The organism is Chlamydia avium 10DC88 (assembly GCF_000583875.1).
GTDB classification, from domain to species: domain Bacteria; phylum Chlamydiota; class Chlamydiia; order Chlamydiales; family Chlamydiaceae; genus Chlamydia; species Chlamydia avium.
Genome location: NZ_CP006571.1, coordinates 15,822 through 31,309, shown reverse-complemented (window position 1 = coordinate 31,309; position 15,488 = coordinate 15,822). Strand labels below are relative to the sequence as shown.

Here is a 15,488-nt window from a genome sequence, read left to right as displayed (position 1 = left end):
TTGCTTTAAAGCAACGTATTTCTAAGAAGATGCGAGCAATTCTTAGTATAAAATGGGGACTATCCTCTAATTACTTCTTTTTCTCGGTAAAAAGAAATTAAAAAACTACGATAAAATTTTTGTATATTTTCTTGTATAATTTTTATGCATAAGTAGCAAATTTTTAATATGAAAACAAAAATACCGAGACCTAAAAGTTCTAGAATACCCAAGGTAGTGTAATAAACAACGGACTTCCATGAGTCCTCTTTAGAATACGCAGCCCAAACGCTGAATAACTTTGCAAGTCCTATTGCTGACCCTACTACAGGGATGATTGCCAACAAAGAAGTTTGAAAAGCATAATACTCACGTAAATCTATATCTACCTTGATGGGCCAGATGCCATCATCATCTCTAGGAAATATATAATTCAATTTTTGGGGGAGCGTCCTTTCTACCCAAAGATCGAATTCTATATTAGACATTCTTAGCATATTTTAAAAGATATCCTCAGATTATATTATCTATTGTTCAAGACCTTATTATACGCCAAAAATTTAATTCAGAATTAGCAATTTTTATTTCAAAAAAATTATTATTACTTCTCTAAAAGACAGAAATTTAGTTAAAGAAATTTTTCTATGTATTGATGCAGAAATTCTGTACATTTTGTATATTTAAGAACTCTGGTTATACAGTCTTATCAGCATTTGTTCCTATATTTAGAACTCGGGTAACCTTAGTTGAACATTAAAAACAGGTAAACATGAATATGAATTCAAAGAACCCCTCATTGCCTAAGCCACAATGGATCTATCGTGTGGGTATTGGACAAGACAGTCACCGTTTTTTACCTGAAAGTTCGGCTAAACCCTGTATTTTGGGTGGGGTTATCTTTGAAAATTATCCCGGTTTTCAAGCTAATTCTGATGGAGATATTGTATTTCACGCTATCTGTAATGCCCTTTCTTCTGTTACGCATAGAATTATCCTTGGAGAAGTAGCTGATGAACTTCTACATACGCGAGGAATCACAGACAGCAGTGTTTATTTATCTGAAGCTGTAAAATCTTTAAAACCTAATCAAATGATCTCTCACGTAGCTATCACTATCGAAGGTAACCGTCCTCATTTCCTCTCTAAGCTCTCTACTATGCGTCAAAGTATTGCTTCTGTATTACAGATTCCTTCCAGTTCTGTTGGGATTACAGCTACTTCTGGAGAAGGTTTGAGTGATTTTGGTTGTGGTGATGGGGTACAATGTTTTTGTGTTCTTACAGTGATGGAGCACTGCGATCAGTAAACGTCAATAACATAACGATGTTCATTTTTTAGTTGGGTAAGCTGTGTTTTTCCTAAGATATCTTCTAAAACTTTTTTTACATCTTGCCCCAAGACCTTACTTCCGCAGACGAAGAAACTTGCTCCTTCTTCAAAGGTTTTTAAAATAAGATCCTGGTGTTCTTTTAATAGATCTTGTACATAAACCTTTTTCTCTCCGTCTCTAGAAAATGCCAAAAATACATCTAAAAGTTGTTGTGTAGAGGCATATTCCCAGAAATCTTGATAATAAAAATTTGCTTTTTTGAAACGTTCACCAAAGAAGAGAATATTCTTTCCAGAATCCCCGGTTACAATGCGTTGTTGAACAAAAGCTTTATACGGAGCTATTCCTGTACCTGCGCCAATCATGATTAGTGGTTTATTTTTTAACTGGGCTCCAAGAGTAAAATGTTTAGTAGGTTGGATAAAAACCTTACAAGATGTGTTTATCTCTAATTCTTTACATAGAAAGAAGGAACATACTCCATAATGTTGCTCGTATAGTCCAGGATAACTAACTAGGCGTACTAGTAATTCTAATTCCTCTCCATTACATTCTGGAGAAGATGCTAAAGAATAAAATCTTGGTAATAAAGGTAGAAGTGCTTGAGTAAATAGGTTGATAGGTATTTTAGGCTTCTCTCTACAAATAGCTTCATAAAGACTCCCTGAAGATGCCTCAGGGGAAAAGAAAGATTTTAATTTCCCAGAAAACTTATCTAGATTCGCTTGGGTACGTAAAAACTCATAAATCGTAATAGAGGAATTTTGTATTGTTACACTCTGTTGAGGAGAATACCCTAGGGATTCTAGAACTTTATCTACTACATGTTCGGGATTATTAGGCAAAACTCCTAGAGAATCTCCTACTTTATAGGTAATGGGTCTATCTTTTATTTTAAAAAATAATTGATAGACATGTCCCTCTGTTTCTATGGAATCGGAGATATTGGAGTCGCAACAGTGAGAGAGAAGCTTTCTCGATGTAAGAAATGCTTCTCGAAAATCAAATTTTTCTGAAAACTGCATGGCTTAACAAATATATGAAGCCTTATGCTGCCTTAATTTTAATATCAACTCCTGCAGGAAGAGCTAACATCTTTAAGGCATCTATAGTTTTCCCTGTGGGGTCTAAAATATCTATCAAACGCTTATGCGTGCGGATCTCAAATTGCTCCCTAGACTTTTTATCCACGTGAGGAGAGCGTAATACAGTGTATACTTCTCTTTTCGTAGGCAAGGGAATAGGACCTGCAACACGAGCACCTGTTCTTTTAGCAGTCTCAACAATATCTGCAGTTGACCGATCTAATTGTTGTTGATCGAATCCTTTCAGACGAATACGAATTTTTTGTTTTTGCTGCTTCATATATCCCTACTTCTTAACAATCTCTTCTTGAATTTTTTGAGGAACCTTAGCGAAAAATGCCGGTTCCATAGTGGAAGTTGCTCTTCCGGAAGTTAACGATCTTAGGGATGTAGTATAACCAAACATCTCACTTAAGGGAACCTCGGCATTTACCTGTGCCATGCCTCGAGAAGACTCTTGTCCCAAGATCTTTCCTCTACGACGATTTAAGTCACCAATAACATCACCTAAATGATCCTCAGGAGTAGTTACTGATATTTTCATAATTGGCTCTAGAATAACCGGCATTGCTTTTCTACATGCTTCCTTAATTGCCATAGAACCACAGATTTTAAATGCCATTTCACTGGAGTCAACTTCGTGATAAGATCCAAATACAATGCTAACTTTAATATCAACTAGACCGTAACCAGCAAGAACACCTGTGTTTAATCCCTCCTCTACTCCTTTAATAACAGCAGGGATATATTCTTTAGGGATAACTCCTCCAACGATCTTACTAACGATTTCGTTTCCTTTGCCAGGCTCATTTGGTTCAATTTCTAAGCATACATGAGCATATTGCCCACGACCACCTGACTGTTTGACATATTTCGTTTCACTATTTCCATTTTTAGTAATCGTTTCTCTATAGGAAACTTGAGGTTTACCTACATTCGCTTCTACTTTAAACTCGCGAATCATACGATCACGAAGGATATCCAAATGCAACTCACCCATTCCTGAAATAATTGTCTGCCCAGTCTCCTCATTTGAAGTAACACGAAACGTGGGGTCTTCTTCTGAAAGTGCGTTTAGAGCTTGTGCTAACTTCTCTCTATCTCCTTTTGACTTCGGCTCAATTGCCATATCAATAACAGGTTCGGGGACTTCTATTTTCTCTAGAACAATTTCCTGACTTTCATCACAAAGAGTGTCTCCTGTTACTGAGTATTTCAATCCCACACATGCTCCGATGTCTCCGACAGTAAACTCGTCTCTATCGGTTCTTTCATTAGCATGCATTTCTAACAAACGAGAGATGCGTTCCTTTTTATCTTTTGTTGAATTGAGAATAGCAGATCCTTTTTTCAAGGTCCCAGAATAAATGCGGAGGAAGGTAATACGACCAACATAGGGGTCAGTCATAATTTTAAACACAAGAGCTGCTAAAGGCCCATCTTTCTTAGGCTCTAAACATACTTCTTCATTATTTTTAAGATTTACGCCATGAATAATTCCACGATCTAGGGGAGAGGGCAACCACTTAACAATAACATTAAGAAGTTGTTGCACTCCTTTGTTTTTGAATGCCGTTCCACATAAAACTGGGTTAATTTTATTGCTAATAACCCCTTTACGCATAACTGTATGAATTTCATCTTCAGTAATTGCATCAGGATCTTCAAGAACCTTCATCATGAAAGCTTCATTACTTTCATCAATAGTGGCCAACTCTTCAAGTAAAGCATAGCGGAGTTCATCACATTTCTCTTTGAGATCTTCAGGAATTTCGCGTTCTTCCCATTTAGCTCCTAGAGTTTCATCTAGAAAATAATATGCCTTCTGGGAAATTAGATCTACCATTCCTACAAATTGACTTTCGGAACCAATAGGACAGTGTACAGCTATTGCATTTGCTCCAAGCTTCTCTTTCATAGATTCTATGGCAGCAAAGTAATCAGCTCCCATACGATCCATCTTATTAACAAAAGCAATTCGTGGAACTCCATATTTATCCGCTTGACGCCAAACAGTTTCCGATTGCGGTTCTACTCCTGATACAGCATCAAATACAGCTACAGCTCCATCTAAAACCCGGAGAGAGCGCTCTACTTCAATAGTAAAATCTACGTGACCTGGAGTGTCAATAATATTAATCTTACAACCCAACCAAAAAACGGTTGTCGCAGCAGAAGTAATTGTAATCCCTCTCTCCTGCTCCTGCTCCATCCAATCCATGGTGGCGCCGCCTTCATGAACCTCACCTATCTTGTGTGTTCTCCCAGCATAATAAAGAATTCTTTCTGTCGTTGTCGTTTTTCCTGCATCGATATGTGCCATAATGCCGATATTTCTAATCGCACTTAAATCGAATTCTTGGTTGCTCATGAATTTATTGCGCCTCTCCGGATATCGAGATTAAATTAATTATGTTACCACTTATAATGAGCAAATGCTTTATTTGCTTCAGCCATGCGATGTGTATCTTCTCGCTTCTTAATTGTAGTCCCCTGCTTATTGAAACAATCAACAAGCTCGGCAGCCAACCCAACTTCCATAGACTTTCCTGGCTTCGCTCTAGCGTGCTTAATAATCCACTGCATAGCCAAGCAGTTTCTTCTTTCTGGAGCAACTTCAACAGGAACCTGATATGTAGCTCCACCAACGCGACGAGAACGCACTTCTAATAAAGGCTTCGCATTTTCCAAAGCTTCTTCAAAGGCCTCTAGAACGTTGTCTGTACCTAATTTCTTAGCAAATCTTTCCAAAGCAGAATACACTATTCTTCTTGCGACACTTTTCTTGCCATGCAACATGACTTTATTAATAAATCTTTCTAAAGTCACACTCCCATAAATAGGATCTGCTGGAATTTCTCTTCTCTCAGCCGCATGCCGTCTAGACATATAAATTAACCTCTAATTCTTCTTTCTAAATACGCCCTTATTTAGGACGCTTCGCTCCATATCGAGAACGACTTTGCTTTCTATTTTTAACAGCAGCACAATCTAAAGCACCGCGCACAATATGATAGCGCACTCCAGGCAAATCTTTAACCCTTCCCCCCTGAACAAGCACAATGCTATGCTCTTGAAGATTATGCCCCTCACCACCAATATAGGCAATGACTTCTTGACCATTAGATAGACGCACCCAAGCTACTTTACGTAAAGCTGAGTTCGGTTTTTTAGGAGTTTTTGTTTTTACTTGTAAACAGACCCCTCGTCTTTGTGGACATCTTTGTAGGGCAGGGGATTTTTTCTAGACGCGCTAGATTGACGCCCTTTACGTATCAATTGATTAATGGTTGGCATGTACCCTTCTCAGTTCAACCTAACTACTATAAGGAGGAGAATATAGATAAGGGTCCCTTTGTTTGCAAGGTCTTATTTTGGAATAGAATAAGAATCTTTTAGGGATCAAAAATAATTTCTAATTCTATAGAGCTGTATCTTAATTTATATTAATTAATATTCTCTTTTCTTAGAGAAAAGGTTACAAATTTTGAGCTATCTGAGCTAGGAGATCCGCAGGAAATAGAACCATTATCCATAGGATTATTGATGTAAACAAAAAGAAAATTTAGCATCGTTTCTTGAGGATTGTTTGGTGTACTGTATACGATCTCCTCGCCGTGTTGAGCTACACATACCTGAGACTCTTCTTGTATGAAGATGACCGGAACTATACGAGAGAGAAACTGTTTGCCCCAAAGGATGTTAGGTAGGCCTGTTAATGTTTGAATGGAATTTTTTGATAAAAACAAGACATCAATATAGGATAACCACGACCAAATCCGCTCTCTAAATTCCAAAGCGATTGTAGGATTAATTAAATCAAGGAGAATTTTATTTCCCATCTCTTTTGCTTTTGTCAAAAAGTTTTCTATATCATAGTCACAAAGGAATAACTCACTATCGATGAGGATGCATTCAGTGCTTTCTTCAAGAAGTTCTCTTGCACGTTGCATGTTTTCTCGGGCTTTTTTTACAGAATAGCATATAGTATCCTCTTGGTCTGTGCATCGTAATATAAGACGTATCTGATCTAACTCATTCAATGCGGGGCCATATTCTGTATATTCCGAGTAGTTATGATGTTGTTCATTCCTATGACTAGAAATCCCTAGGTTTTCCAGTTGTTCTTCGATGAGGCTAAGAGGTTCTTTCCTAGTGGCAAGAATACAATTTGTAGGGAAACTTTCCTTATACAGTAAGAAAATGCGTTTAATTTCAGTATGTGTTACAGGCTGATTCTCTCCTACTATCAACCCACAACTTTCTATAAACTCTCTTGTAGTATCTAGAATGATGTCTATAAAAGGACTTCCTAAAATTGTGAGAGATTTTGGAGGAGCCCACGGGTAGGCTACTGCATAAGAATTCATTGAATTTCCAAAAACGATAAAAACTAATAGAAGAAAGGAGCGAAGGTAGTGCATCTAAATTCGATAAATAGATTTAAAAAATTCTTTTAAGTGCTATTTAATTTTTTGTTCTTTATAATCTTTCCATTAAAAAGAAAGCCTATGAATATAACTACGTCTTCACCAGACCTTCAAATCAATTGTCAAGAGCATATTTATGCTTCATCACGTAGTATTGTTATGATTGCTATGGCGGCGTATTTTTTTTATTATTTCTCTAATTTTATCTGGTTTAAGCCTTTTGCCTCAAACAACCCTACCTTTTTCTGGGGCATATTTTGTAATAGGTTCATTTCTTGTTTTTATTGCCGCGGGCATTTTATTAATCAATACACTTTGTAATCCGCACTGTTTATACTCCTCCTAGCTTTTAGCTTAGAAAGATTTTTTACCAACTCGTTTATAATGAACTAGTTTTCCTATTAAAAGCAAATCTCTGCTCAAGCCTGGAGATTTTCTGTCGATGTTACAAATATCTACGACAAACAAAAAAGATATTTGTAATGATAAAAATACTCCGTCTTTGCACTCTTATTCTTGCTGTTCTTCCTCGCTTCTCTTTTTGTTCTGAATTATTACATGAAACAGACATTAGAAAAACTATGGATAAACTCATTGAATATCATGTAGGAACTCAAGATATTTCTTCAGAAATTCTTGTGCGTTCTCTTCTTGGGTATTCTCAGGCTTTTGACCATCATAAATCCTATCTTACGGAGCAAGAGGTCAATGATTTTATTCAATCTTCTGAAATTAAAAAGCGTTTGTTAAAGAACTACAAGACGAGTAATTTTTCCATTTATCGAAATCTAAATTCTGTAATTAAAAATAGTATTGTACGCGCTCGTCTTTGGCGTAAAGAATGGTTGAGCAATCCCCAACAGCTGGTCTCTGAAGCACAGACACATACGCCAATAAGCAAGATTAAAAAATGGGGAAGTTCTCTTGATGAGGTTAGGGAGCGGCACCGTTCTCTGTTATTATCCTATATTTCTGCTTATCTATCTGATGGTGATAAAGAACGTTATTTTGGGAAAGAAGCTGCTCTTGCACGTCTTTGCGTGCGTCAATTAGAAACTCATGAAAATATTTACCTAGGAATTAATGATTATGGAGAAAAGATGGCTGCTGAAGAAGAAGCTCATCATTTCCATGTACGTGTTGTGAAATCTATGGCGCATAGTTTAGATGCGCATACCACATACTTTAGCAAGGAAGAAGCTTTGGCCATGCGCATCCAGCTAGAGAAAGGTATGTGTGGAATTGGTGTAATTCTAAAGGAAGACATTGATGGGATTATTGTAAAAGAAATTCTTCCTGGGGGACCTGCAGCAAAAGATCAAGGGCTTAAAATTCATGATATTATTTACCGTATAGATGGGAAAAATATTGAAAATCTTCCTTTTCGTGCTGTCTTAGATTGTCTTAGAGGTGAGCAAGGTTCTGAGGTTATTTTAGACGTTCATAGTCAATATGGCGATCGTACTGTACGGTTAATTAGGGAAAAAATCAGTTTAGATGACCATCGTATTGATGTTTCTTATGAACCCTATGGGGATGGGATTATTGGGAAAATTACACTGTACTCCTTCTATGAAGGTGAGAATCATATTTCTAGTGAACAAGATTTAAAGGAAGCGATTCAAAGTCTTAGGGATAAAAATCTTCTAGGTTTAGTTTTGGATATTCGTGAAAATACAGGAGGATTTCTTTCTCAAGCAATTAAAGTGTCTGGTTTATTTATGACTAACGGTGTAGTTGTGGTATCGCGCTATGCTGATGGGAGTATTAAACGTTACCGAACAATATCTCCAAAGAAATTTTATGACGGGCCCTTGGCTATTTTAGTCTCAAAAAATTCAGCATCTGCTGCAGAAATTGTAGCTCAAACATTACAGGATTACGGCGTAGCTATTATTGTTGGTGATGAGCAAACTTATGGGAAAGGCACTATCCAACATCAAACAATTACAACGGGGTCGGAACAAGAAGGTTTCTTCAAAGTGACTATAGGGAAATACTACTCTCCTTCTGGCAAATCCACTCAACTTTGTGGTGTGCGATCAGACATTCATGTGTCTTCTCATTATGCTGAGGAACCTATAGGAGAACGCTATTTAGATCATCCTTTACCTTCTGACAATTGCGATAATGTTATGAATGATAATTTAGCTGATTTAGATCTACATATTCGTCCATGGTTTCAAAAATACTATACTCCTCATTTACAAAAACAAGAGACCATGTGGAGAGAAATGCTACCTCAACTCATTGCTAACAGCCAACAAAGATTGGGGACGAACAAAAATTACAAAATCTTTCAAGAAAAATTAAAACATACAGTAAAAGACAGCCTAACTTATGGGAGCAATGACTTACAAATGGAAGAATCTGTAAATGTGTTAAAAGACATGATTCTTTTACGAAGCAAACAGCTGTATTCCTTAGGAGGTTAAAAAGCCTCCTAGAAACTGATCTATCGTGATTGTGAATTATCTACAAATATAGTGTTCGATTGGTTCAATTGACCATCATCCAACACATCCTCTGCTATTCCTAGTAAGTGTTTGCATAGTCGCCATTTTTCTGGGGTACAAGTGGCTTCCATACACACTGATGAGACAAGCAATTTAATTAAACCAACAACTGCAGGAATAAGGAATAAGAAGGCATTTTTACCGAGCTCAGCTTGCAAGACAAAGCATAGAACTAGACCAGCAATCAATAATAAAACTCCTAAAATTATTATCGTAATTTGAAAAGCTTTTGACTGGACAATTTTCGATGTTCTTATTGGCTCTACAAGATTTGTTCTTACCCAACCTAACGCCGCATTAACTATAGAAACTTGTACAGTTTCATCCTGTATTGCTTCGCCTAACTCAGGTTGTACACTACTCCATAGACTGCCGTCGGAACTACTAACATTTCCCATCTTTGGACTCCTTTTACCAATAAATTTAAGACGAAAAAATTTAACTCACACAAACAATTAATTAAAATTTTAATTTAATTTTTTTAAATAAATAGGAGAGAAATGGACAAATAAAAAAGCCATCCCAAGGAGATCCTTAGGATGGCTTTCTTATGTAAAACCTTTAAGATCTAAAGATTAGTACACATGTGTATTTTCAACATCTGTTACAGGAACAGTTAGAGTATCTGAAGAAAGAATTGCTTCTCCACGAGCATCTCCGGGAGCAACACCTTTTAATGTTACGGAAAACTCTACTGATTCCTTAGAACCTAACTTAGGAAGAGCATCAAATACTACTGTATTTCCTGTGATCGTTCCTTTTGTTGGTCCTGAAGAAGATACAGGTTGTAATTCCTTAGAAAATTTCAGGATTAATGATACATTTGTATCTTCTGCGGAACCGCGGTTAGTTACACAGATACGATATACAGTGTTTTCTCCTACGCAAATAGGATCATTAGTATCGATTACACACATATGTGTAGCTGCGAGACCTTTCCAATGTGTTGTTATATCGGCACAGGAGGTACAAGATCCACAATCCGACTGTGTTTTCACAGTGACTTGATTTGTGAATTTTCCTGGGTTTTGAGCTTTAACAACAACTTTAAATTGTAAAGTTTCTCCGGGGCACATTTCTTTAATGCACCATACAGCTTTATTACAACAAACGTCAGCTCCTGCAGCTTCTAAGATTGTTGTTCCTGAAGGGAGGAGATCTTCAATGACGACGTCATATAATTTCAAATCTCCTGGATTAGAGACAGAAATTACATATTCTACAGGCTTACATACGTAAGACCAATCGGTTCCAGAAATATTTACTTGTACACAAGGCTCATTAATTACAGTAGTTACGTTAGCAGAACATTTATGTCCTCCGCAATAAGATACAGTAGCTACGTTAGTAATTCTTCCTCGTTTTTGTGGGCAAAATTCTATTGTAAATACTTTGGATTCTCCGGGTCGCATATCTCCTAAATTAAAGGAAAGTACACGTTGTCCTGAAGAATGGTAAAAACCATCTGGCACAGGGTTATCTACGACCACATTACGAGCGATAGCAGAACCTGTGTTGCAAACTTCGATTTTGTAACACACAGGGCAGCGTAGGCAAGCACACTCAGGTCCTTCTTGCTTAATACAAATTGCTGGTTGACCGCATTTAGTATAAGAGCGAAGTTCTGGGCAAGCACATACAGTAGCTGCAGTAAAGCAACAACCCTCTTTGAGTGGTTTTACCCAAACGGTGATTTTGCATTTCTCTCCTTGTCCTAGGCGATCAATGGTCCAAATTAATTTTCCATCTGGAGTAGGAGTTGAGGCAGGATCACTACTGATAAACTCTACTTCACAAGGAAGTTGTTGCGTAATCACTACGTTCACACAATCTTTTTTACCTACAGCAAAAATTTCGATAGGATAAGGGGATCCTACTGTTGCATATTCAGGTACAGATTGACTGATTTCTACATTACAATCATCATTGACACGTGTACTGTACATTTTGCCGTAGCAAGATTCTTGTTTCGTGTCTACTGATGTTTGGCATTGGTTCCCTTCACATGGATAAAATTCTTTATCACAACAAGAACCTGATTTATTTTTTGTTTTCTTTGATTACGATCAAATCTAACTTTTTTTGCAGCTGTTTTTAGAAAATCATCTGCATTAGCAACAACTTGTGTGGAAAGAGACTCTGCAGCGGCCTCTATCTTCCCGCTGGCAAAGGAACTCGCCATACTAGTTAGCGCGAGGATCGTAACTACTCGTCTAATGAGTTTGGACATAGGGATCTCCTATCGCGTGTGTTATTTTTTCTTCTGCCATCGGGTAGAGATTTTGGTAACTCGTACCCTCAACATTTAATTTTATTTCTATATGAAGGCAATTAGCAGGAAATTCTCCCCCCTCCTAACTACCTCACCAATTTAAGTAAACAGCAAAAAACTGTTACCTATTGTCTGCATCTACCATCGGGAGATGTACAACCTTTAGCCTGAGGGCTTCGTGTTTCACTTTTATTGCATTCACCACATGGCTTAGAGCAAGAAGGTTGGTAACCGCCACAAGGGTTGCACCCACTATCTTTCTTTTTCATCATCTCGCATGGGTTGCATTTAGGAACACATGGATCCTCAAAACAGCAATCTACGATGCGGCAGCAGCTACTTAAACCAAGAACACCGCAACATACTGCAGCTAGTAAAACAGCCTTTTTCATAAGTTTATAACTCCTTTCTAATTAGAAAACCTTTCGCACTGGATTACTTATTAAAAAAACTAATTATTTTTAATAACTAATAAAGCACTTTCCTATGAACATTATTACAATGGAAAATAAAAATTTTATCAATTCTTTTTTTATTTATATTTATAAACTAACTAGTTTGTTAATAAAACTCGATTCAATGTCCATTAAACAAAAAAGAAAAATTTTGATTTTAAATGAACCTAGTTCATCAATTTATAAACTTCTCTGATTTTTAAAAAATCTCCCTAAATCACTTAAAAACATAGAGATAGAATTTATTATGAATAAAATATTATCTAATTATTGGATAACAAAAAAAATGATCTAAGATATAAATAAATAGGGAGTTGAGAAATGAAAAGATTTTCTTTTTTATATGGGATATTCTTAATCTCTCTTTTTATTTCTAGCTGTGACTACGTCCCCCCGCCTCGGGAATATATTCTTACTTATAAGAATACACCTCTGACCAAGCAGGCGCACTTCATAGGGTTTTCCATAGCTAAATCAGTGTTTTATGCTTCTTATGACAATATGTGCTCTACAAATCATTCTTGGCAAATGCTGAGATCTGCTCTCTTAGCTCCTGATTTTCGAAATCTTTTTCTCTGAGGGCTTTATCAATTATTTCCTGTACTTTCTTAGGTACTCCTCCAAGAAGATTTTGCGCATGAACAAGGCGAGCACGTGTACGTGGTTTCCCTAGGAGTTCCATAGAATCAAATAAAGGTAACCCCTGTTTTTTCCCTGTAATAGCTACGTAGAGTAGAGGAATGACTGCTTTTTTGTGATGTATTTGGAATGCCTTTGCCAGCCATAGCGATCCCAAATAAAATTGATCTTTAACCCAGAGATCATTTTTCTCTAGGTATTTGACATAACTATATAAGAGGACGGCTGCCTGATTTTCAGAAATAGTGGGGGGGAGGAGCGTCTCCTTCGAGTATTCGGGGAGAACAGAAAAGAAAAAACTAGTTAAACCTATAAATTCGGCTAGTGTAGTCATTCGTGATTGGCAAAGAGGAAGAATCTTTAAGAAAAATGCATCACTCAACGTCCATTCTTTCAATAACTGAAGCAAACTTTCTGGAGATCCTTCGTGGTTTAAATAATGCTTATTCATCCAATCGAGTTTACGAATATCGAAAACCGCTCCTGATTTCCCAATTCTTTTAGGATCAAATTTTTTAATTAATTCTTCTAAAGAATATATTTCCTCATCATTTTCCATACTATATCCCATAAGAGTAAGGAAATTGACAAATGCTTCTTTAGTATATCCAGCGTCGCGGTAATAAAAAATTGATGTAGGGTTCTTCCTCTTAGATAATTTGGTCCCATCAGGATTCAGCAAAAGAGGCATGTGGAGAAAAATGGGGGGGGGCCAACCAAAGGCTTCATAAAGCAACAAATGCTTAGGGGTTGAGCTTAACCACTCTTCTCCTCGAAGAACATGGGTAATTCCCATTAAATGGTCGTCAACAACATTAGCAAAATGATATGTGGGGAAACCATCAGACTTCATGAGGACTTGGTCGTCCACATCTGCCCAAGGGAAAACTACGCGTCCCCTGCAATAATCTTCGAGGACACATTCCCCTGTAAGAGGAACCTTTAGTCGAATTGTATAGGGTTGGCCTGCTTTTGTACGTTCTTCTACTTCTTCGGGAGAAAGATGACGATACCGGCGATCATATCCTCCCCTATATCCTAAAGTAGCGGCTACAGCGCGCATTTCTTCAAGTTCTTTGGGAGTGGCAAAACACTTATAAGCATGGCCAGATTTTAAGAGAATTTGAGCATACTTACGGTAGATATCAGTACGTTCTGACTGTTTATAGGGGCCATAAGGACCTCCAATATCGGGCCCCTCATCCCATTGAATTCCACACCATTTTAAAGCAGAGAAAATATTTCTTTCATAATCATCTCGGCTCCTCGTTTGATCTGTATCTTCGATTCTCAGAATCATTTTCCCTTGAAATCTTTTTGCAAAGATCTCATTGAATAAGGCCATGTAAGCTGTCCCTACATGAGGATCTCCTGTAGGTGATGGCGCAATTCTAACACGTACGTTTTCCCAAACCATGTTTTCCCCTAGGACGTAGGAAAACTTGATAACCGGAATATGCTATTTCTTCAAGAGAAAATCTCTCTAATCTCATTATTCAGTTACTATCGAAGAGGCACTTTTCATGTTTCCACAACTATATAAACAGCATAGGCTCCCAAGAAAAATACAAAAGCAATCGAAAATGATATATAAATTAAAGCGTAGAGGAAAAAAGCAATAACGAGGGGCAACTAATAAAAGTAATAAAGCAGTAGCGAACTAATCGTTGTCAAATAGAGAAAAGGTGCCTGAGGTAGAATTTTCTTCTACAGTAGGAGAAGCATTAGCATCAGTAGCTATAGCATTCTTCATTTTCTTAGCTGTTTGCTTATTTAGATACTCATTCTTATATCTCTCAATCTCAGAACAGTGTATTACCCAAGCAGCACCTTTACGCTCTCCACGCATGGTCCCTGTACGAGTAGCATAATACACCTTCTGCACGGGAATATCTAAAATTTCAGCAACTTGATTGACAGAATAACATCCTTTAGAATTATCAAAAAGTAACTCGCCTTGATACAAAGACTTCTTCCTTGAATAACGATTACGTTTGTAATCTTCCAAGTCCTTGAGATCTATTTCCCAACGGGTTGTTTTAGATGCCCTAAGTTTTTTTTGTTTAATAGCCACATAAATCGCTTGACGTGTAACATTATGTAATTTCGCTGCTTGTGTAATTGAAACCCACTTAGTTTCTTGATCACTAACCTGTGACTCCACGTCTTCTTTGTTATCTAACTCAAAACAGCTTTCGTGTTGTAAGCATTCCATAACGTTAGCAGACCTCCCCCCCTTAACATATTCTAGAATTAAAACAACCTTATATAGTTAGTATTTCTTTATTTTTTTAGAATTTTTAAATAAGAATTTTCCCAAGAAAAGATTTATTAATCAAGCTTTTTTGGTAATACAAAGTTGATGTTTTGGTTTAAAACTTAATAAAACCAAATTATTCTTTCATTTTTTATTAATATTTCTTAACATCTAAAGAAGGAACAATGGTATAAAAAAACGGCGCGAGCTCCCTTCTAGAGCCTATTTTTACTCAATTCCACAAAACTTAGGGATACCTCCATAAGATATAAAAAACTAAAAAGCTCCTCCACAATGAAATCCTTTCCTTTTCATACTGTTTCCCGGATCAATAACAAGAATTTCCCCCATAACGCATGAAAATATATGGGTGGTTTCTTAGGAAACTTCCTAGGATAAACTTACTTTGGGACTTCATACCGCATGGTTATCATGCATCACCAAAGTATTTTGTAATATGATCAGCTATCATGTTCTTAATATCACTAGGTAAATTTTCAGAATGCATTAGGAAATGACTTCCTA

The 15,488-nt window shown here is 36.9% G+C and carries 12 protein-coding genes and 3 pseudogenes; 3 read left to right on the top strand and 12 right to left on the bottom strand.

Going from position 1 to position 15,488, the window contains the following annotated elements; translation table 11 throughout:
- Positions 1 to 59: 59 nt before the first annotated feature.
- Positions 60 to 476: a hypothetical protein gene (locus RT28_RS00115; protein ID WP_038499968.1), complete on the bottom strand. Its 417-nt coding sequence runs from the start codon at positions 474 to 476 to the stop codon at positions 60 to 62.
- Between the two features lie 278 nt (positions 477 to 754).
- On the opposite strand from RT28_RS00115, the gene ispF reads away from it, so the two are divergent.
- On the top strand, positions 755 to 1,285 hold the full coding sequence (ispF, locus tag RT28_RS00110) for a 2-C-methyl-D-erythritol 2,4-cyclodiphosphate synthase (RefSeq protein ID WP_035392731.1): 531 nt from the start codon (positions 755 to 757) through the stop codon (positions 1,283 to 1,285).
- On the opposite strand, the gene RT28_RS00105 is transcribed toward ispF, so the two are convergent.
- From RT28_RS00105 to RT28_RS00080, 6 genes and pseudogenes are all read right to left on the bottom strand, one after another.
- Positions 1,279 to 2,334 (bottom strand): flavodoxin domain-containing protein, encoded by a 1,056-nt coding sequence (locus tag RT28_RS00105; RefSeq protein WP_038499965.1) that lies wholly within the window; start codon positions 2,332 to 2,334, stop codon positions 1,279 to 1,281. The genes ispF and RT28_RS00105 overlap by 7 nt on opposite strands.
- A 22-nt stretch (positions 2,335 to 2,356) precedes the next feature.
- Positions 2,357 to 2,674: a 30S ribosomal protein S10 gene (gene rpsJ, locus RT28_RS00100; protein ID WP_020355895.1), complete on the bottom strand. Its 318-nt coding sequence runs from the start codon at positions 2,672 to 2,674 to the stop codon at positions 2,357 to 2,359.
- A gap of 6 nt (positions 2,675 to 2,680) precedes the next feature.
- On the bottom strand, positions 2,681 to 4,765 hold the full coding sequence (gene fusA / locus RT28_RS00095; RefSeq protein WP_020359204.1) for an elongation factor G: 2,085 nt from the start codon (positions 4,763 to 4,765) through the stop codon (positions 2,681 to 2,683).
- 44 nt (positions 4,766 to 4,809) lie between these two features.
- On the bottom strand, positions 4,810 to 5,283 hold the full coding sequence (rpsG, locus tag RT28_RS00090) for a 30S ribosomal protein S7 (protein WP_020355893.1): 474 nt from the start codon (positions 5,281 to 5,283) through the stop codon (positions 4,810 to 4,812).
- Positions 5,284 to 5,320: 37 nt separating this feature from the next.
- Positions 5,321 to 5,691 (bottom strand): annotated as a pseudogene (rpsL, locus tag RT28_RS04775) (30S ribosomal protein S12).
- A 149-nt stretch (positions 5,692 to 5,840) separates the two neighbouring features.
- Entirely contained in the window at positions 5,841 to 6,764 is a 924-nt protein-coding gene (locus RT28_RS00080) for a hypothetical protein (protein ID WP_038501239.1), read from the bottom strand.
- Positions 6,765 to 6,905: 141 nt separating this feature from the next.
- On the opposite strand from RT28_RS00080, the pseudogene RT28_RS04950 reads away from it, so the two are divergent.
- Together RT28_RS04950 and tsp are read left to right on the top strand one after the other, a co-directional pair.
- A pseudogene (locus RT28_RS04950) lies at positions 6,906 to 7,170 on the top strand (hypothetical protein).
- Positions 7,171 to 7,306: 136 nt separating this feature from the next.
- On the top strand, positions 7,307 to 9,259 hold the full coding sequence (gene tsp, locus RT28_RS00075; protein WP_020355889.1) for a tail-specific protease Tsp: 1,953 nt from the start codon (positions 7,307 to 7,309) through the stop codon (positions 9,257 to 9,259).
- 20 nt (positions 9,260 to 9,279) lie between these two features.
- Here tsp and RT28_RS00070 read toward each other — a convergent pair whose 3' ends face one another.
- The 5 genes and pseudogenes from RT28_RS00070 to RT28_RS00055 all read right to left on the bottom strand — a co-directional run bounded on the left by RT28_RS00070 (position 9,280) and on the right by RT28_RS00055 (position 14,921).
- The gene (locus tag RT28_RS00070) at positions 9,280 to 9,738 is read right to left on the bottom strand and encodes a cysteine-rich outer membrane protein (protein WP_038499950.1); all 459 of its coding nucleotides are present in this window, start codon (positions 9,736 to 9,738) and stop codon (positions 9,280 to 9,282) included.
- A 177-nt stretch (positions 9,739 to 9,915) separates the two neighbouring features.
- Positions 9,916 to 11,570 (bottom strand): annotated as a pseudogene (gene omcB, locus RT28_RS00065) (outer membrane complex protein OmcB).
- A gap of 167 nt (positions 11,571 to 11,737) precedes the next feature.
- On the bottom strand, positions 11,738 to 12,004 hold the full coding sequence (locus tag RT28_RS04765; protein WP_057176630.1) for a small cysteine-rich outer membrane protein: 267 nt from the start codon (positions 12,002 to 12,004) through the stop codon (positions 11,738 to 11,740).
- 571 nt (positions 12,005 to 12,575) lie between these two features.
- The gene (gene gltX, locus RT28_RS00060; protein ID WP_038499947.1) at positions 12,576 to 14,123 is read right to left on the bottom strand and encodes a glutamate--tRNA ligase; all 1,548 of its coding nucleotides are present in this window, start codon (positions 14,121 to 14,123) and stop codon (positions 12,576 to 12,578) included.
- Positions 14,124 to 14,366: 243 nt separating this feature from the next.
- On the bottom strand, positions 14,367 to 14,921 hold the full coding sequence (locus RT28_RS00055) for a helix-turn-helix domain-containing protein (protein WP_038499944.1): 555 nt from the start codon (positions 14,919 to 14,921) through the stop codon (positions 14,367 to 14,369).
- Positions 14,922 to 15,488 lie beyond the last annotated feature (567 nt).

What these genes read in the sequence shown, in the direction of transcription:
- RT28_RS00115 (WP_038499968.1), bottom strand. Translation starts at nt 476, where the DNA reads ATGCTAAGAATGTCTAATATAGAATTCGATCTTTGGGTAGAAAGGACG.
- ispF (WP_035392731.1), top strand. Translation starts at nt 755, where the DNA reads ATGAATTCAAAGAACCCCTCATTGCCTAAGCCACAATGGATCTATCGT.
- RT28_RS00105 (WP_038499965.1), bottom strand. Translation starts at nt 2,334, where the DNA reads ATGCAGTTTTCAGAAAAATTTGATTTTCGAGAAGCATTTCTTACATCG.
- rpsJ (WP_020355895.1), bottom strand. Translation starts at nt 2,674, where the DNA reads ATGAAGCAGCAAAAACAAAAAATTCGTATTCGTCTGAAAGGATTCGAT.
- fusA (WP_020359204.1), bottom strand. Translation starts at nt 4,765, where the DNA reads ATGAGCAACCAAGAATTCGATTTAAGTGCGATTAGAAATATCGGCATT.
- rpsG (WP_020355893.1), bottom strand. Translation starts at nt 5,283, where the DNA reads ATGTCTAGACGGCATGCGGCTGAGAGAAGAGAAATTCCAGCAGATCCT.
- RT28_RS00080 (WP_038501239.1), bottom strand. Translation starts at nt 6,764, where the DNA reads ATGAATTCTTATGCAGTAGCCTACCCGTGGGCTCCTCCAAAATCTCTC.
- tsp (WP_020355889.1), top strand. Translation starts at nt 7,307, where the DNA reads ATGATAAAAATACTCCGTCTTTGCACTCTTATTCTTGCTGTTCTTCCT.
- RT28_RS00070 (WP_038499950.1), bottom strand. Translation starts at nt 9,738, where the DNA reads ATGGGAAATGTTAGTAGTTCCGACGGCAGTCTATGGAGTAGTGTACAA.
- RT28_RS04765 (WP_057176630.1), bottom strand. Translation starts at nt 12,004, where the DNA reads ATGAAAAAGGCTGTTTTACTAGCTGCAGTATGTTGCGGTGTTCTTGGT.
- gltX (WP_038499947.1), bottom strand. Translation starts at nt 14,123, where the DNA reads ATGGTTTGGGAAAACGTACGTGTTAGAATTGCGCCATCACCTACAGGA.
- RT28_RS00055 (WP_038499944.1), bottom strand. Translation starts at nt 14,921, where the DNA reads ATGGAATGCTTACAACACGAAAGCTGTTTTGAGTTAGATAACAAAGAA.